Below are 17,329 nucleotides of genomic sequence, written 5' to 3' on the forward strand. Positions count from 1 at the left end.
GCATGTCTCTGTTGTCTTTCCTGCTGGGCGAGAAGAAGAAGACCGCCTCGGTCGCCAAGGAGCGCCTGCAGATCATCCTCGCGCACGAACGCAACGGCCGCAACGCCTCCACGCCCGACTACCTGCCCGCGCTGCAGCGCGAGCTGGTGGCGGTGATCTCCAAGTACGTGTCGATCCACGCCGACGACATCAAGGTGCACCTGGAGCGCCAGGACAACCTGGAAGTGCTGGAGGTCAAGATCGAGCTGCCGGACGGCGTGAAATAGCCGCCGCCCTGGCCGTTCTTTCCCCGCCGCGCCGCGTGCCCCCTCGAAGGGCCCGCGGCGCCGTCATTTGCGGATCTCGGCCTGCAGCGCGGGCGCGGCGCCCAGCGGGTGCTCGGTGTAGAACGTGCCGCCGTGGTAGAGCAGCGGCGAGGCGCCCGTGCGGTGGCTGCAGCGCTCCACCTCGCCCACGAAGATCGTGTGGTCGCCCTCCACGTACTGGCTGCGGTTGAAGCACTCGAACACCGCCGCGGCGCCGTCCAGCACCGGGGCGCCGGCGATGCCCGGCTGGTGGGCCACGCCGGCCCAGCGGTCCACGCCGCGCGAGGCGAAGCGCTCGGCCAGCGCGCGCTGGTCGGCCGCCAGCACGTTGATCGCGTAGTGGGAGCCGGCCGACAGGGCGGTCAGCGTGGAGGCCTTGTGCGCCAGGCTCCACAGCACCAGCGGGGGCTGCAGCGACACCGAATTGAAGGAACTGGCCGTGAGGCCGATGAGCCCGCCGTCCGGGCCGCGCGCGGTGACGATGGTCACGCCCGTGGCGAACATGCCCAGCGCATCGCGGAACTCGCGCGTGGAGAAACCGGGCGGACGGGCGGCGATGGGGCGGTGCAGGGGGCTGTTCACGAAGGCGCGGGCGCGGGCGGCCGGAGGGAAGGGGTCGGCTATTATGGTCCGGCGCCTGGCGATTTGCTGCCGGCGGCCGCGGCGCCTGCCGTTCTCTTCATGGCCCTTCTACCCACTTTCACGACCCTCGGATCCGGACCCACCGTGCTCATGCTGCACGACGCGGACGGCGACCACCTCACCTTCGCTCCCCAGGTCGAGACCCTGGCGACGGCCGGCTACCGCGCCGTGGCCTGGGACATGCCCGGCTATGGCCGCAGCGCCCCCATCGAGCCCTACAGCTTCAAGGGCCTGGCCAACAGCTGCGTGCAGTTGCTGCAGGCGCTGCAGTGCGGCCCCGCCGTGCTGGTGGGCCACGGCCTGGGCGCCATGATCGCCATCGAGGTGGCGCTGCGCGAGCCTTCGCTGGTGCGCCGGCTGGTGCTGTGCAGCGGCGGGCCGGCCCTGGATGCGCACAGCCTGGACGAATGGGTGGCGCCGCGCCTGGCCGAGCTGGACGCCGGGCAGTCGATGGAGCAGATCGCCCAGCGCCTGGTGCCGCGCCACATCGGCACCGGCGCATTGCCCGAGGGCGTGCGCCTGGCCGGCCACGCCATGGGCCAGGTGCACCGCTCGGCCTACCGCCGTGCGCTGGAGGCGCTGCCCACGTTCGCGCGCAGCGCGGCCGAGCTGTCGCGCCTGCACATGCCCACCTTGCTGCTGGGCGGCGAGCAGGACCGCTGCACCCCGCCCGAGGCGCTGCAGGCGCTGGCGCAGGTGCTGCCCGATGCGCGCCACCTGGACCTGCCCCACGTCGGCCACTGGCCGCAGCTGGAAGACCCCGACGGCTTCGACGGCGCGCTGCTGGCGTTCCTGGCTGCTTCCGAGCGGGTGCTGCATTGAGCGCCGTCGACCGCATGCCGCGCGGCGCCGCCGCGGCCGCCCTGCCCTGGCTGCTGCCCCTGGGGGCGGCGCTGGCCCTGGCGCTGATGGGCACGCGCATCTGGAACCCGGACCTGATGGGCGGCGCGCGCGTGCCGCTCGGCGAGGGGCCGGCCACCGCCCAGGTGACGGTGCCTGCCCGCATGGCCGGCATCCAGTCGGCCGTAATCGTGCAGCCCCGTTCTCCGCAGGCGCCCTTGCCGCAAACCCGCACGCCGGAACGGGGCGTGGCCCCTTCCAGTGCCGGCCCCGGCGCGCCGCACAAGGCGGCGTCCGCACCGGCCCCGGCGCCATCGCCGCCCGGCACGGCCGCCGTGGGCACCGCCGCCGCGGAGCCCGACACCGCCTGCCCGCTGCTCCTGCCGCGCCTGCCCGGCATCTCCAAGGCCCAGTGCCAGTCCGCCCACCTGGTGCCCAGCGGCGCGCTGTCGCGCAACGGCATCCCCCTGTACTGGCGCGACGTGCCGCCGGCCGGCCTGGCCCCGGGCACGGTGCCGCTGCGCGTGCTGGTGGTGGGCGCCATGCATGGCGACGAGCCCACGGCGGCGTCGCTCGCGCTGCGCTGGATCGGGTTCGCCGAAACGCGCCTGCTGCCCACGCGGCGGCCGGTGCACTGGCGGTTCATTCCCGCGCTGAACCCGGACGGCATGCTCGCCAAGCCCGCCACCCGGGTGAACGCGCGCGGCGTGGACCTGAACCGCAACTTCCCCACCCCTAACTGGGAGCGCGACGCCCCCGTCTACTGGGAAAAGCGCACCCGCCGCGACCCCCGCCGCTGGCCCGGCCCCGCGGCGCTGTCGGAGCCCGAATCGCAGTTCCTGCACACGCAGATGGCGCAGTTCGAGCCCGATCTGGTGGTCAGCATCCATGCGCCCTACGGCGTGCTCGACTTCGACGGCCCGCAGCCGCCGCCCAGCCGGCTGGGGCGCCTGCGGCTGGACCAGCTGGGCATCTTCCCGGGCTCGCTCGGGCACTACGGCAGCGTGCACCTGGGGCTGCCCGTGGTCACCATCGAGCTGCAGCACGAGCTGCGCATGCCGCAGGACGACGAGGTGCGCGTGATGTGGCGCGACCTGCTGCGCTGGATGGACGAGCACCTGGCCGTCGTGGACGGCCAGGCATCACCGCAAAAATAGCCTCCAGCGCAGATTCGACTAGGGCGTTATGCTATTAAAAATGTAGCGGCCGATGCCAGGGCCTGCGCATCGGACTGCACCGCGCCGGACGGGCCGCCCTTGCCCCACAGGGCGCCGCCCCAGGGCATGGCCAGGAACTGCGCGCACAGCCGCACCGAATCGATCATGGGCTGCGCCTTGGCGCGGTCGCCGCTGGTGGTGATGAGCCGCAGCGTCTTGGCGGCCATGGGCTCCTTGAACGGCTGGCCCGGAATGCGCATCCAGCCGCTCCAGTGGTCCAGGTAGGTCTTGAGCGGCGAGGGAATGCTGTACCAGTACACGGGTGCGACGAACACGATGTCGGTCGCGGCGAGCGTGGCCTCCAGCAGCGTCTTCATGTCGCCGGAGGGGGCGGGGTACTCGCCGGTGGTGTGGCGCCGGTCCACGAAGGGCGGCAGTTCCATCCGCGCGAGGTTCAGCCAGGTCTGAACGGTGTCCGCCGGCAGGGCCGCGGCGGCCTGCCGCGCCAGCCATTCGGTGTTGCCGACATGGCCGGGCTCGCGGGTGGAGGTGGTGAGGAACAGGGTGTGGGAAGGCATGCCCGGCATGGTAGCGCCGGCCGGATTCGCCGCCCCCCGGTCAGGCCGCGACCGGGGCGGACGCGGCGGCACCCGCGGCCACGCCCTGGCCCAGGAAGCCGAAGGCCATGGCCGGCCGCTCGCCGCTGATCAGCTCGGCCACCGCCTTGCCGGAACCCGCGCCGTGCGTCCAGCCCAGCGTGCCGTGGCCCGCGTTGACCCACAGCTTGCCCACGCGCGTGCGGCCGATGAACGGAATGTTGGTGGGCGTGGCCGGGCGCAGGCCGGTCCAGTACTGCGGGTCGCCGCCTTCCTCGGGCGTGCGGGTGTCGCACACGCCGGGCAGGATGGCCTCGATGCGGCGCGACAGCATGTGGCAGCGCGCCCGCGCCAGGGGGCTGTCCAGCGACAGGTCGTAGCCGCCCAGCTCGATGGTGCCGGCCACGCGCAGCACGTTGCCCAGGCGGCTCATGGCGATCTTCTTGCCGTCGTCGATGGTCGAGACCAGCGGCGCGCCCTCGGGCCGCAGCAGCGGGAAGGTCGCGCTGTAGCCCTTTCCGGGGTAGATCGGCAGGTCCACGCCCACGGTGCGCAGCAGCGGGGCGCTGTAGGTGCCGCAGGCGACGACGATCGCGTCGGCGGTGAGGTTTTGGTCTTTCTGGCCTCCAGCGCTAGTGTTTCTTGCGCGGACAGCTACTGATTCGATAGCGCCACCGGCCTGGTTCAGGCGCACCACGTCGTGGCCGTAGAGGAACTGCACGCCGCGCTCGGCGCAGCGGCGCGCGAGCTCCTGCGTGAACAGGCGGGCGTCGCCGCTTTCGTCGGTGCTGGTGTAGGTGCCGCCGGTGATGTGATCGCCGTAGGCGCGGAAGGCCGGCTCGATCTGCAGCAACTCGTCGCGGCTGACCAGGCGGCGCTGCACGCCGTGCCGGCGCATCACCTCGACCGCGTGGCCGGCGGCGTCGAACGATTTCTGGTCGGTGTAGAAGTGGGCGATGCCGCGCTCCAGCCGGTGGTATTCGATGCCGGTGGCACGCACCACGTCCTTCAGGGCGGCATGGCTGTAGGCGCCCAGGGCCACGATCTGCTGCACGTTGCGCTCGAACGCCGCATCGTTGCACTGCGCGAGGAATTTCAGGCCCCAGCGCCACTGGTCCCAATCGAGCTGCGGGCGAAACAGCAGGGGCGCCTCCTTGTCGAACATCCACTTGAGCGCCTTGAGCGGCGCATCGCGGTTGGCCCAGGGCTCGCAGTAGCTCACCGAGATCTGCCCCGCGTTGGCGAAGCTGGTCTCCAGCGCCGCGCCGGGCTGGCGGTCCACGACGGTGACTTCATGGCCGCGCTCGAGCAGATGCCAGGCGGTGCTGATGCCGATGATGCCGGCGCCCAGGACGATGGTTTTCATGGGCCGGAGTGTGGATCGCGTTGCGGCGAATTAAAAGCAAAATTAAACTTCATCCAAATTCATCAGAACCTCTAATGCACGCACGCCCATGAGCAGCTTCGATCCCGCCGCACTGGAATGCCTGGCCGCCATCGTGGAGGAGGGCGGCTTCGAGCGCGCCGCCCAGCGCCTGAACGTCACGCAGTCGGCCGTCTCCCAGCGGCTGCGCGCCCTGGAGGCGCAGGTGGGCTCGGTGCTCATTGTGCGCAGCCGGCCGCTCAAACCCACCACCGCCGGCCAGCTGCTGCTCAAGCACACCAAGCAGCTGCGCCTTCTGCGCGCCGACCTGGAGCGCGACCTGCAGGAACTCGCCCCGAGCGCCCCCGGCGGCGCGCGCGAGGACGAGCGCATCTCGATTGCCATCAACGCCGACAGCATCGCCACCTGGGCGCTGGAGGCGCTGCACGATCTGGTGCGCCAGCGCCTGCCCGTCGAGATCATCGTGGATGACCAGGATTTCACGCAGGAGTGGCTGCGCTCGGGCCAGGTGCTGGGCTGCGTCACCACGCTCAAGCAGGCGCTTCGCGGCTGCAAGGTCGTGCCGCTCGGGGCCATGCATTACGTGGCCGTGGCCTCGCCGGCGCTCGCGGCGCGCTACCTGCCGCACGGGCTCACGCCGCACAACTTCCGCGACGTGCCGTTCCTGTCGTTCAACCGCAAGGACGACATGCAGGCCGAGTTCGTGATGCGCGCCTTCGGCCTCAAGCGCGTGGCGCTGCACCACCTGTTCGTGCCCAGCTCCGAAGGCCAGGTGCGCGCCGCCACCGCCGGCTGGGGCGCGGGCGTGGTGCCCGAATTGCTGGTGCGCGGGGCGCTGGCCGACGGCAGCCTGGTGGACCTGGCGCCCGGCCATTCGCTGCCGATCCAGCTGTACTGGCACTGCTGGAACCTCGAATCGGAGGTGCTGGATGCGCTGTCCGAGGCGCTGACCCGCACCGCGGCCCGCATGCTGGCGGTGTAGGCCCCGGGCTGTCCCGGTACCGGGGGCCGCGGCCGGTCGCTAAGATGCGCCGCATGAACACGCCCCCGTCCCGCCCCTCCTTCAAGGCGCAAATGCACCAGGCACGGGAAGAGGCCATCGTGGCGGCGGCGGGCCGCCTGCTCGGCGAAAAGGGCTTCGAGGCCATGACGCTGGACGACGTGGCCGCCGAAGTGGGCGTGGCCAAGGCCAGCCTGTACAAGCACTTCGCCGGCAAGGACGACCTGTGCGCCGCCGCCATGGTGCATGCCGTGGACCGGCTGCAAGGGTTTTTGCAGAGCGTGCCGCCCGGCCAGTCCGCCATCGAGCGCCTGCAGGCGCTGCTGCGCTGGATGCTGTCGCTGCAGCTGACCGACGAGATGCCCCTGCTGCTGAGCCGCAATTCCGGCCTGGCCGGGCCGCTGCGCGACTGCGAGCGCTACCAGGCGTCGCTGCAGACCGCCAGCGCGCGGATCACCACCTGGATCGTGGAAGCCCAGGAGGCCGGCCAGCTGAACGCCCAATGGCCGCCCGACGTGGTGCTGTGGGCGCTGCTGGCCCGTTCGGCCGACCCGCTGCCGGCCATGCTGCGCGCCACCGGGCGGTACACCGATGCGCGCATCCTCGACTGGGCGGTGGAAACGTGCTTCGGCGGCCTGGCCGCGCAAGGGGTCAGCGCACCAGCAGCACCGGCACCTGGCTGTTCGCCAGCACCTGGGTACTGACCGAGCCCATCACCAGCTTGCCGAGCGCGCCGTGGCCGTGCGAGCCCATCACGAGCAGGTCGAACTTTCCGGTGTCCGCCACCTTGCCGAGGGTTTCGCCGATGGGGCCGGTCTTCACGATCCGCTGGGCGACCACCCCGTGGCGGGCGAGGAACTTGACCACCGGGCCGATGATTTTCTCGGCCTCTTCGGCGTGGTACTTCTCGACGGTTTCCTTGCCCAGGGCAGCGCGGGCGCGGGGCGGCAGGGCGGGCTGCACGGTCACCACGGTGTAATCGTGCGTGCCGGCCAGCAGTTCCTCGTGGGTGGCGAGGTAGGCGAGCATTTTCTTGGTGTACGGGCTGCCGTCGACGGCGAGGAGGATGTTCATGAAGACGTCTCCGAAAGAGAAGGGACCAGACTAATCTGCGCGTGCGCCTGTTGTCTTGACCTGCGTCATCTTTGTATGCCCTGCGCGGCGAAAGCGCCGGCGTGGAAGCCGGCACCTGCGAACGATCATACGGTGGCGGTGAAATGCGGCGAGAAGGTGTCCTGCTCGCCCTTGCGGGCATAGCCCAGCGGGTTGGCCACCACGCGGCAGCGCCAGGGCGTTCCATCGGCCCGCGCGCCCTGCACCGTGTAGTCGCTCGGCGAATGCAGGTGGCCGTGCATCCACAGCTGGGCATGGGGCAGCAGATCGTCCAGCGCATTGCAGAACCCCGCGGTGCCGGGAATCAGCCCGTAGCGCGGGTCGGCGCTCTTGAGGCTCGGGGCGAAGTGCGTCACGGCCACGGTGGGGCCGTCGAACGGGCGCGCGAGCGCGTCGCGCAGCCAGGCCTGGCAGGCCAGGGACTGCTCGCGCATCGGCTCGGCCAGGAAGGGCTCGCCGCTGCGGGTGCCGCCGGTCTTGCGCAGGTAGAAGTTGGCGGCGCGAAAGGCCTTCTCGCGCTGGCGCAGGCGGCGCGCGAGGTCGGTGCTGCCTTCGTCCTCGGCCAGCGCGTCGAAGTCGCTCCAGAGGGTGGTGCCGACGAAGCGCACGCCCTCCAGCACCACGCTTTCGCGTTCCAGCCAGATCAGGCCCAGGCGGTCGCACACCTGGCGCAGGCGCTGCTGGGCGGCGTCGAAATCCTGCATGTCGTATTCATGGTTGCCGGGCACGAACAGCACGGGGGTCGGCCAGCCGGCGAACTGCGGCAGTGGGGAAAAGCGCGCCAGCCCGAAGTCGTCGTCGGCCAGCTGCGAGCCGGATTGGTAGGAGCCGATGTCGCCGGCCAGCACGAGCACGTCGGCGCCCGGGGTGGGGCTGGGGGCGAAGGCAGGGTGGGCTTCCAGGTGCAGATCGGACAGCAGTTGAATCTTCATGCGCCGATTGTGGAGGCTGACGCGGTGCCGCCGTCAGGCCACGGGAGGGCGCCGGGCCGTGGGCAGGGCCGAGCGCGCCATCGCGCCCCGCAGCCAGCGGTGGGCCGCATCGTGCAGGCGGCGGCGGTGCCACAGCGCATCGACATGCACCGTGGGCAGCGGCATGGGCAGCGGGCGCCACACCAGTTCGCCGGCGATGCTGGCCACGCCCACGAAGTGGCGCGGCAGCACGGTGAGCAGGTCGGTGGTGGTCACCACGCGCCCAGCGGTGAAGAACTGGTTCACCGTGAGCACGATGCGCCGCTCGCGGCCCAGCGCGGTGAGCGCCTCGTCGATGAAGCCGTAGGGCTTGCCGGAAAAGCTCACCAGCAGGTGGCGCGCGTTGCAGTACAGGTCGAGCGTCATCGGCACCTGGGCGAGCGGGTGGCCGTGGCGCATCACGCACACGTATTCGCCGTCGTAGAGGCGCACGCTTTCGAAGGCCACCACGCTGTCGGTCTGGGCGCGCGCGGTCAGGTCGGCCATCACCGCGGGGAAGTAGCCCACGGCCATGTCGGCGGACTCGTCGTCCAGCATGCTGCGCGGGTCGCGCGTGGTGAGCGGCACCACGCGCACGGACACCCCGGGCGCCTCGCGCTCGATGATCTCCACCAGCGGCGGAATCAGCGTGGCGCCCGTGGCGTCGGCCATGGCCAACACGAACGTGGAACTGGCGGTGGCAGGGTCGAAATCCCCCGGCGCCAGCGACTGTTGCAATTGCGCCAAGGCCTGCCGCACCGGCGGCCACAGCGTGAGCGCCCGGGGCGTGGGCTGCACGCCCTGCCCGCTGCGCACCACCAGGTCGTCGCCCAGCACCTCGCGCAGGCGCCGCAGCGCGTTGCTCACGGCCGGCTGGGTGAGCGACAGCTTGTGCGCCGCACGGGTGAGGTTGCGCTCGGTCATCACCTCGTCGAACACGCGCAGCAGGTTCAGGTCGAGCGAGCGGAAGTTGAGAGGCAGCATGTTGAACCATCACCTCAATGAATGACTGAGATTCAAAATATAAAGTGGAACAGCCATGGGGTAAACCCTAAGATTCACCCATTCGCCCGGCAATTTCGCCAAAAGCGTCTGAAAAGGGTCCTCATCATGGCAAATTTTGTACACATCGAATACCGCACCGAACACCCCGGCGTGCAGCGCGCAGAGCGCTTCGCCGCTTCCCTGAAGGGCGCTGCCGCCAGCCTGGACGGCGCACGGGGCGCATCCTCCCTCCTGCTGGCCGCCGTCGTGGCCGCCGTGCTGGTGGTCGCCAACCAAGTGGTCGACACCCGCGCCGAAGGCCACATGCTGGCCGCCTGGATGGTCATGTGGGTGATCGCCTTCGCCGCGCTGGCCCTCCTGGCCGGTCCCGCCCGCCGCGCCAGCGCCGTGTTGCGCTCCGGCTACAAGGCCTGGGCCGAAGCCCGCCGCCGTGAAGCCGAAGACGAAAAGACCTGGAACGCCGCACTGTACGACGCCCGCATCATGGCCGACCTGAGCCGTGCCATGAACGGCATCGCCGTGGACAACATCCGCCGCTACTACTGAGATCGGCGGCCGGACCGGCCGCGAAGTCTCCCCATCAAGGGCGCCCCACCAGGCGCCCTTTTTCTTTTTCATGGCGCGCCGGGTACGGGCTCCGCACCCCTTGCCAGCCACCGCTGGCGCCAGCGCTCCAGGCCGTAATAGATGACAGGGGTGGTGTACAGCGTGAGCAACTGGCTGACCGCCAGCCCCCCCATGATGGCCAGGCCCAGCGGCCGCCGCAACTCGGAGCCTTCGCCCGTGCCGAGCACCAGGGGCAGCGCGCCGAGCAGGCCTGCCAGATTGGTCATCAGGATCGGGCGCAGCCGCAGCGCCGCCGCGCGGCGGATCGCCTGCTGCGGCGGCAATCCCTCGCGGCGCTGGGCGTCGAGCGCGAAGTCGATCATCAGGATGGCGTTCTTCATGACCACGCCGATGAGCAGAAATAGCCCCAGCAGCGCCATGAGGCTGAACGGGGTGTTGGTCAGCCACAACGCCAGCAGCGCGCCGACGCCCGCCGGCGGGACGGTGGAGAGGATCGTGAGCGGGTGTACCAGGCTCTCGTACAGCACCCCCAGCACCAGGTACACGGCCAGCACCACGCCGAGGATGAGCCAGGGCTGCGAGCGCACCGCGCTGGCCCGTGCCGCGTCTTCCCCGGACGGCGCCAGGTGCACCGAGGCGGGCAGCATGACGCGCGCCATCACGGCGTTGAGGGCACGCTGCCCCTGCTCCTGCGTCACGCCGGGGGCGAGGCTGTAGCCGATGTACATCGACGCGAACAGCGCGTCGTGCCACACCTGGTCCTCCGCCAGCCCGTAGCGCCACGTGGCAAAGGCGGTGAGCGGCACGCGCGATCCGTTCGGGGTGAGCACCTGCATCTGCGCCAGCGATTGCGGCTGCGAAGTGAAGCGCGGGTCCACCTCCATCACCACGCGGTACTGGTTGAGCCGGTCGTACAGCGTGGTCACCTGGCGCTGGGCGTAGGAATTGTTCAGCACGGACGCCACGGCCTGCATGTCCACCCCCAGCCGCTGCGCGGCCTCGCGGTCGATGTCCACCACCACCTGCTGCGCGCCGCCGTCGCTCACGGCCTGCACGTCGGTGAATTCCGGTGCCTCGCCCATGGCCAGCGACACCTTCCGGGCCCAGGTGCGCAGCGAGCGCACTTCGCCCGAGCGCAGGATGACGGCCGTATCGGCCTCGCCGAACGACACGCCACCGATCTGGATGTCCTGCTCGATGCTGGGGCTCAACACCCCGCCCGGCACAGCCGGCGCCTTCTCGCGAAGCCGGTTGACCACGGCTTGCGTCGGCTCGCCGCCACGCTCCGCCAGGGGTTTGAGGCTGACGACGAAAAAACTGTTGGCGATGCTGCCGCTGCCGCCGCTGGTGCCGGCCACGTGGGCCACGGCTGGGTCGGCCAGCAGCAGGCGGCGGTAGGCCTCGATCTTGGGCTGCATGACCTGGAACGAAAAGCCATCGTCGCCGCGGATGAAAGCGTGGACGATGCCGGTGTCCTGACGCGGCATCATGATCTTGGGCAGCGACTGGTAGAGCCACACGTTCACGCCCACCACGGCCAGGAAGGCGAGCAGCACCAAGAAGCTGTGGCGCAGCGCCCAGCCCAGGCTGCGGTCGTAGCCGTGGCGCAGGTCGGCCAGCATCGCGGCGCTGGCGGCCCCCACGCGAGCGGTCCAGGCATGGCGCGCCTGTGCCTGGCGTGCGCTGCGCTGCCCGCGCAGCCCATAGGCGCACAGCACGGGCGTGAGCGTCAGGGACACCACCAGCGAGATCACCACCGCCGCCGCCAGCGTGATGGAGAACTCGCGGAACAGCCGCTGCACCACGCCGCCCATGAACAGGATCGAGACGAAGACCACCACGAGGGCGAGCGTCATCGCCACCAGCGTGAAACCCACCTCGCCCGCGCCGCGCAGCGCAGCGCGCAACGGCGTCATGCCGCGTTCGATGTAGCGCTCCACGTTTTCCAGCACCACGATCGCGTCGTCCACCACCAGGCCGGCCGCCACGATGAGGGCCATGAGCGACAGGTTGTTGAGCGAAAAGCCCGCCAGGTACATCACCGTGAACGTGCCGATGAGCGACACCGGGATCGCCACGGTGGGAATGAGCGCCGTGTGCAGCCGCCCGAGGAAGGCCGCCACCACGGCCACCACCAGCGCCACCGAGAGCGCGAGCGTGAGATGCGCCTCGCGCAGCGTGGCCCGGATGCCCTGCGAACGCTCGACGACGATGTCCAGCCGTGCGCTCGCAGGCACCAGCGTGCGCAGGTAGGGCAGCTGCGCGCGGATGGCGTCCACGGTCGCCACCGTATTGGCGCCGGGCTGGCGCCGCACCTGCAGGATGACGGCATCGCGCTCGTTGTGGAAGCCGCTGCTGTAGCGGTTCTCGGTGGAGTCGGTCACCCGCGCCACGTCGGACAGGCGCACCGGGGCGTTCTCGGCCCAGCGCACCACGAGCGACGCGTAGTCGGCCGCGCGGGCCGGTGCGCCATCCAGCGCCAGGGGCCAGTGGCGGGCGCCTTCTTCCACCGCGCCCAGGGGCTGCACCGAGCCGGCCCGCACGATGGCCGACCGCACCTCGTCCAGCGACAGCCCCTGGTGCGCCAGGGCGCCCGGATCGAGTTGCACCCGCACCGCCGGCAGCGAGGCGCCCCCGACCGAGACATCGGACACACCCGGCACCTGCGCGATCTTCTGCGCCAGGATCGTGGAGGCGGCGTCGTACAGCGCCGAGGGCGCCAGGTCCGGCGAAGACAGTGCCAGCACCACGATGGGACGCTGGGACGACTGGATCTTGCGGAAGGTCGGGTTGCCCTTCATGCCCGCCGGCAACTGGCTGCGCACTGCGTTGATCGCCGCCTGCACGTCGCGCGCGGCCGCATCCAGGTCGCGGCCCAGCACGAACTCGAGCTTCACCTCCGTCGTGCCCTGGTTGCTGCTGGACGAGATGGCCGCCACGCCGGCAATCGCACCGAGGGCGCGCTCCAGCGGGGCGGCCACGGTGGCGGCCATGCTTTCGGGGCTGCCGCCGGGCAGGCTGGCGCTCACGCGGATGACGGGGTAGTCCACCTGCGGCAGCGCCGCCACGGGCAGCAGCCGCCAGGCCAGCAGGCCCATCAGCACCAGCGCCAGCGACAGCAGCGAGGTGGCCACCGGGCGGCGGATGCACAGGCGCGCCAGGTTCATGGCCCGCTGCCCGCCGTGCCGTCCTGCCAGGCCGCACGGCGGCGCGAAAGCCGCTGGCCCAGCCGGTCGAAATACAGATACACCACGGGGGTGGTGAAGAGCGTGAGCACCTGGCTGACCACCAGCCCGCCCACCATCACGATGCCCAGCGGCTGGCGCAACTCCGCGCCCGAGCCCTGTGCGAGCATGAGGGGCAACGCGCCCACCAGGGCGGCCAGCGTCGTCATGAGGATGGGGCGCAGGCGCAGCAGCGCGGCACGCCGGATGGCCTCGTGCGCGGGCAGCCCGAGGCGGCGCTGCGCATCCAGGGCGAAGTCCACCATCATGATCCCGTTCTTCTTCACCAAGCCGATGAGCAGCACGATGCCGATCACCGCGATCAGGTCCAGCGGGCGGCCGCTGACGAGCAGGGCCAGCAGCGCGCCGACGGTGGCCGAGGGCAGCGTGGAAAGGATGGTGATGGGGTGGATGGTGCTTTCGTACAGCACCCCGAGCACGATGTACATGGTGACCACCGCGGCCAACACCAGCCACAGCGTGTTGGACAGCGATGCGCGGAACGCCTCGGCCGCGCCCTGAAAGCGCGTCTCGATCTGGGGCGGCACGCCGGTGGCCGCAAGCTCCCGTTCGATGGCCGCCACGGCCGCCCCGAGCGAGTGGCCCGCGCCCAGGTTGAACGACACCGTGGCCGCCGGAAACTGGCCCTGCTGCAGGACCTGCAGCGGCGCGGGCTGCTGGGTGATGCGCGCCACGGCCGCCAGCGGCACGCTGCGCCCGGACGGCGTGGACACGAACGTGGTCTGCAGCGCATCCAGCCCGCGTGCGTGGCGCGGATCGACCTCCAGCACCACGCGGTACTGGCTGGCCTGGGTGAACAGCGTGGCGATCTGCCGCTGCGCGTAGGCGTTCTGCAAGGCGGTGGCGATGTCGGCCACGGTGAGGCCCAGCCGCGCAGCGGCGTCGCGGTCCACCTCCACATGCGCCTGCCGGCCTTGCTGCTGCAGGTCACTGGCCACGTCTGCCAGTTCGCCGCGGGCGCGCAGCCGTTCCACGAGCCGGGGCACCCAGGTGTCGAGCAATGCCGGGTCCGGCGTGGTCAGGGTGAACAGGTACTGCGTGCGGCTCACGCGGTCTTCGATGGAGAGTTCCTGCACAGGCTGGAACCAGGCCGTGATGCCGCCCACCTGGCGCGCGCGGGCGCGCAGGCTGTCCAGGATGGCGCTGGCGCTGGCCTGCCGTTCTCCATGGGCGCGCAGGTTGATGAGCATGCGCCCGCTGGAGAGCGAGGCATTGCTGCCGTCCACCCCCACGAAGGACGAAAGGCTCGCCACATCCGGCTCCTGCAGCAGTGCGTCGGCCAGCGCCTGCTGGCGCTGCGACACCACGGTGAACGAGCTGTCGGGCGCCACCTCGGTCACCACCTGGACCACCCCGCTGTCCTGCACCGGAAAGAATCCCTTGGGCACGGCCAGGTAGAGCAGGACGGTGAGGACCAACGTGGCCAGCATCGCCAGCATCGTCAGGCCCTGGTGCGCGAGCACCGTGTCGATCGCGCGGCCATAGCGCTCGAGCATGCGGTCCATGAAGCCCGTGCCCTTGCCTTCGCCGGGCGGCGCGTGAAGGGGGGCCTTGAGCAGCCGGGCGCTCATCATCGGCGTGAGCGTGAGCGATACCAGCAGCGAGATTCCGATGGCCACGGCCAGCGTGAGTGCGAACTCGTGGAACAGCCGCCCGACCACGTCGCGCATGAACAGCAGCGGAATCAGCACGGCCACCAGCGACACGGTGAGCGAGACCAAGGTGAACCCGATCTCCGACGCGCCCTTGAGCGCTGCCTGCAGCGGCGGCAGGCCCTGCTCTCGGTGGCGCGCAATGTTCTCCAGCATGACGATGGCATCGTCCACCACGAAGCCCGTGGCGATGGTGAGCGCCATCAGACTCAGGTTGTTGACCGAAAAGCCCAGCAGGTACATCACGCCGAAGGTGCCCACCAGCGACAGCGGCACCACCACGCCCGGAATGAAAGTGGCCGTGGCGCTGCGCAGGACCAGGAAGGTCACCAGCACGACCAGACCCACCGCGAACACCAACTCGAGTTGCACGTCGCGCACCGAGGCGCGGATGCTCTGCGTGCGGTCGGTGAGGAGCGCCACCTCCACGGCGGCGGGCAGGGTGGCGGTGAGTTGGGGCAGCAGGGCGCGCACCCGGTCGGCGACGTCGATCACGTTGGCACCCGGTTGCCGCTGCACATTGAGCAGCACGGCCGGCTGCCGGTCGGCCCATGCGGCGAGGAAGCGATCCTCCGGCCCGGATTCGATGGTGGCCACGTCGCCCAGGCGGATCGGAGCGCCCGGCGGCGCAGTGCCCGTGCCGGCGACGGCCGGGTTGGACGCCACTGTGCCGGTGGGGGTGCGCCAGGCGACGATGAGCCGGCGGTAGGCGTCCGGCGAGGTGATCTGGTCGTTCGCGTCCAGCAAGGTGGTGCGGTACGGGCCGTCGAAGCTGCCCTTGGGCTGGTTGGCATTGGCGCCCGCGATCGCCCGGCGCACGTCTTCCATGCCCAGTTGCTGCGCCGCCAGCGCCGTGGGGTTGACCCGCACGCGCAGGGCCGGGCGCTGACCGCCGGCCAGGCTCACCAGACCCACGCCCGACAGCTGCGCGAGCTTTTGCGCCATGCGCGTTTCCACGAGGTCGTGCACCTCGTGCAGCGGCAGGCTCGCCGAGGTGATGGCCAGGGTGAGGATGGGCGCGTCGGCCGGGTTCACCTTGCGGTAGATCGGCGGTGCGGGCAGGTCGGCGGGCAGCAGGCTGGCCGCGGTGTTGAGCGCGGACTGCACGTTTTGCTCGCCCACGGCCAGGTCCGCGTCCAGCATGAACTGCAGCGTGATGACCGAGGCACCGCTGGAGCTGGTGGACGACATTTGCCGCAGACCTGGGATCTGCCCGAGCCGGCGCTCCAGCGGTGCGGTGATGGCGCGGGCCGTGACATCCGGGCTGGCGCCGGGCTGGAAGGTGAACACCTGGATGACGGGGTAGTCCACCTGCGGCAGCGCCGCCACCGGCAGCAGGCGCCAGGCGATCGCCCCTGCGATGAGCAGCGCCAGCATGAGCAGCAGCGTCGCCACCGGGCGCAGGATGAACGCGCGCGATAGATTCATGGCAGCGGCGGCACCAGGGCGACGGTCGGGTGGGCGTTGCGGGACATCGCCATCAGCGCGCGGTGCTGGCGGGGGTGGAGGCGGGTTGCGCCGCGCTGGAGGCCGCGGCGGCCTGCGCCTTCGCGCGCTGCTGCAACTGCTGCGCGGTCCGGGGGGGCTCGCCATCCACCACCTGCGCCACGTCGATGCCGTCCCGCAGGCGATCCAACCCTTCCAGCACGACGGAATCGCCTTCGGCCAGGCCCTGGGTCACGACCAGGCGCTCGCCATCGCTGGCACCCAGCGCCACGCGGCGCAGCACGGCTTTGCCATCCCGCACGGTGTACACGTAGGGGCCCTGGCTGCCGTGCTGAACCGCATCGGCCGGCACGACGAGGGCGTTCTCCAGCGTGCGCACTTTCAGCCGCACGTTGACGAACTGGTTGGGAAAGAGCGCGTCGTCGGCATTGTCGAACTGGGCCTTGAGCCGCAAGGTGCCAGTGGCCGTGTCGATCTGGTTGTCCAGGGTGGTCAGCCGGCCGGTACCCAGCAGGGCGGCTTCGGCACGGTCCCAGGCCTGCACCACCAGGGGCCGGGCGCCGCGTGCGCCGGCACGCACGGCCGGCAGTTGGGTTTCGGGAATGGCGAACAGCACCGTGATGGGGTGCGTCTGCGTGATGGACACCAGGCCCTGGGCATCGGCCGTCGCGACCAGATTGCCCGCATCGACCCGCCGCATGCCCAGGCGGCCGGCCACCGGGGCCTCGATCCGCGTGTACGACAGCTGCAACTGGGCCTCCTGCACCTGGGCGCGCACGGTCGCCAGGCTGCCGCGCAGTTGGGCCACCAGGGCTTCCTGGGTTTCCAGCTGCTGCCGCGCGATGGAGTCCTGCTGCAGCAGCGTGCGGTAGCGCGCCACGTCGCGCTCCGCGCTCTGCAGCTGCGCCTGCATCTGCTGCTGCAGGCCCTCGGCCTGTGCCAGTTTCACGCGAAAGGGCGCGGGGTCGATCTCAGCCAGCACCTGACCACGCCGCACCTCTTGGCCCTCCTGGAACAGCACGCGCGCCAACTGGCCGTCCACGCGGCTGCGCACGGTCACGCTTTGCAGCGCAGTCACGGTGCCGATGGCCTTGATCTGCTCGTCCATGGCCTGCCGCTGCACACCCACGAGGCGCACCGGAATGGGACCGCTCCAGGGGCTGGGCCCTGTCTCCTGCAGCGCAGGCTGGCGCCACATGAGATACCACGCCACCCAGGCCAGCAACACCAGCACCACGCAGCCCAGCAGTCGCAGCCAGAGACGGCGTGTGGATGCCGCCGGCATCCGCTCAGAAACCATTTCAACCATGTCGGGCCCGTCGAGGGGAGAAGAGTGCCAGCGCCGAGGGCGCAGGAAGCGGGTGCGCAACCCGGCGAACCGGGCGGCGCAGCGGCATTGTCGGCCCCATGCGAAGACGGGGCAGTGG

15 protein-coding genes are annotated in these 17,329 nt (G+C 70.8%); 6 read left to right on the plus strand and 9 right to left on the minus strand.

Features of this window, described 5'->3' with window-relative positions:
- The first annotated feature begins 2 nt into the window (after positions 1–2).
- On the plus strand, positions 3–266 hold the full coding sequence (gene minE, locus AVTE2539_RS10215; protein WP_092744488.1) for a cell division topological specificity factor MinE: 264 nt from the start codon (positions 3–5) through the stop codon (positions 264–266).
- A 63-nt stretch (positions 267–329) separates the two neighbouring features.
- Here the strand turns inward: minE and AVTE2539_RS10220 are convergent, their stop codons facing one another.
- The gene (locus AVTE2539_RS10220) at positions 330–887 is read right to left on the minus strand and encodes a flavin reductase family protein (protein WP_272566146.1); all 558 of its coding nucleotides are present in this window, start codon (positions 885–887) and stop codon (positions 330–332) included.
- A 99-nt stretch (positions 888–986) separates the two neighbouring features.
- Between AVTE2539_RS10220 and AVTE2539_RS10225 the strand changes: the two genes are divergently transcribed.
- Positions 987–1,769 carry an alpha/beta fold hydrolase gene (locus AVTE2539_RS10225; RefSeq protein ID WP_272566145.1) on the plus strand — a complete coding sequence of 261 codons (783 nt, stop codon included), beginning with the start codon at positions 987–989 and terminating at the stop codon, positions 1,767–1,769.
- Positions 1,766–2,944 (plus strand): M14 family zinc carboxypeptidase, encoded by a 1,179-nt coding sequence (locus tag AVTE2539_RS10230; protein WP_284410305.1) that lies wholly within the window; start codon positions 1,766–1,768, stop codon positions 2,942–2,944. The genes AVTE2539_RS10225 and AVTE2539_RS10230 overlap by 4 nt, the downstream gene beginning before the upstream one ends.
- Positions 2,945–2,970: 26 nt before the next feature.
- Here AVTE2539_RS10230 and AVTE2539_RS10235 read toward each other — a convergent pair whose 3' ends face one another.
- Both AVTE2539_RS10235 and AVTE2539_RS10240 read right to left on the minus strand, forming a co-directional pair.
- Complete coding sequence (locus AVTE2539_RS10235) at positions 2,971–3,531, minus strand: NAD(P)H-dependent oxidoreductase (protein WP_284410307.1); 561 nt, start codon at positions 3,529–3,531, stop codon at positions 2,971–2,973.
- Between the two features lie 31 nt (positions 3,532–3,562).
- A complete protein-coding gene (locus AVTE2539_RS10240) occupies positions 3,563–4,906 on the minus strand; it encodes a D-amino acid dehydrogenase (protein ID WP_284410309.1) in 1,344 nt (447 codons plus the stop codon).
- Between the two features lie 88 nt (positions 4,907–4,994).
- On the opposite strand from AVTE2539_RS10240, the gene AVTE2539_RS10245 reads away from it, so the two are divergent.
- Positions 4,995–5,906, plus strand: a complete 912-nt coding sequence (locus AVTE2539_RS10245) for a LysR family transcriptional regulator ArgP (protein ID WP_272566141.1) — start codon at positions 4,995–4,997, stop codon at positions 5,904–5,906.
- Positions 5,907–5,959: 53 nt separating this feature from the next.
- Positions 5,960–6,628: a TetR/AcrR family transcriptional regulator gene (locus tag AVTE2539_RS10250; RefSeq protein ID WP_284410311.1), complete on the plus strand. Its 669-nt coding sequence runs from the start codon at positions 5,960–5,962 to the stop codon at positions 6,626–6,628.
- On the opposite strand, the gene AVTE2539_RS10255 is transcribed toward AVTE2539_RS10250, so the two are convergent.
- From AVTE2539_RS10255 to AVTE2539_RS10265, 3 genes are all read right to left on the minus strand, one after another.
- A complete protein-coding gene (locus AVTE2539_RS10255; protein WP_272566139.1) occupies positions 6,576–6,998 on the minus strand; it encodes a universal stress protein in 423 nt (140 codons plus the stop codon). The genes AVTE2539_RS10250 and AVTE2539_RS10255 overlap by 53 nt on opposite strands.
- 125 nt (positions 6,999–7,123) lie before the next feature.
- On the minus strand, positions 7,124–7,969 hold the full coding sequence (locus AVTE2539_RS10260) for a metallophosphoesterase (protein ID WP_284410313.1): 846 nt from the start codon (positions 7,967–7,969) through the stop codon (positions 7,124–7,126).
- Positions 7,970–8,002: 33 nt separating this feature from the next.
- Entirely contained in the window at positions 8,003–8,971 is a 969-nt protein-coding gene (locus AVTE2539_RS10265) for a LysR family transcriptional regulator (RefSeq protein ID WP_284410315.1), read from the minus strand.
- A gap of 126 nt (positions 8,972–9,097) precedes the next feature.
- Here AVTE2539_RS10265 and AVTE2539_RS10270 point away from each other — a divergent pair, with 126 nt between their 5' ends.
- Positions 9,098–9,538, plus strand: a complete 441-nt coding sequence (locus tag AVTE2539_RS10270; protein WP_272566134.1) for a hypothetical protein — start codon at positions 9,098–9,100, stop codon at positions 9,536–9,538.
- Positions 9,539–9,606: 68 nt separating this feature from the next.
- On the opposite strand, the gene AVTE2539_RS10275 is transcribed toward AVTE2539_RS10270, so the two are convergent.
- The 3 genes from AVTE2539_RS10275 to AVTE2539_RS10285 are packed head-to-tail and all read right to left on the minus strand — an operon-like array spanning position 9,607 to position 17,202.
- Entirely contained in the window at positions 9,607–12,726 is a 3,120-nt protein-coding gene (locus tag AVTE2539_RS10275; RefSeq protein ID WP_284410317.1) for an efflux RND transporter permease subunit, read from the minus strand.
- Positions 12,723–15,884, minus strand: a complete 3,162-nt coding sequence (locus AVTE2539_RS10280) for an efflux RND transporter permease subunit (protein WP_284410319.1) — start codon at positions 15,882–15,884, stop codon at positions 12,723–12,725. Before AVTE2539_RS10280 ends, AVTE2539_RS10275 begins: the two co-directional genes overlap by 4 nt.
- Before the next feature lie 52 nt (positions 15,885–15,936).
- The gene (locus AVTE2539_RS10285; RefSeq protein ID WP_284410322.1) at positions 15,937–17,202 is read right to left on the minus strand and encodes an efflux RND transporter periplasmic adaptor subunit; all 1,266 of its coding nucleotides are present in this window, start codon (positions 17,200–17,202) and stop codon (positions 15,937–15,939) included.
- Positions 17,203–17,329: the final 127 nt, after the last annotated feature.

This window comes from Acidovorax sp. SUPP2539, from assembly GCF_030158975.1.
Classification (GTDB): domain Bacteria; phylum Pseudomonadota; class Gammaproteobacteria; order Burkholderiales; family Burkholderiaceae_C; genus Paracidovorax.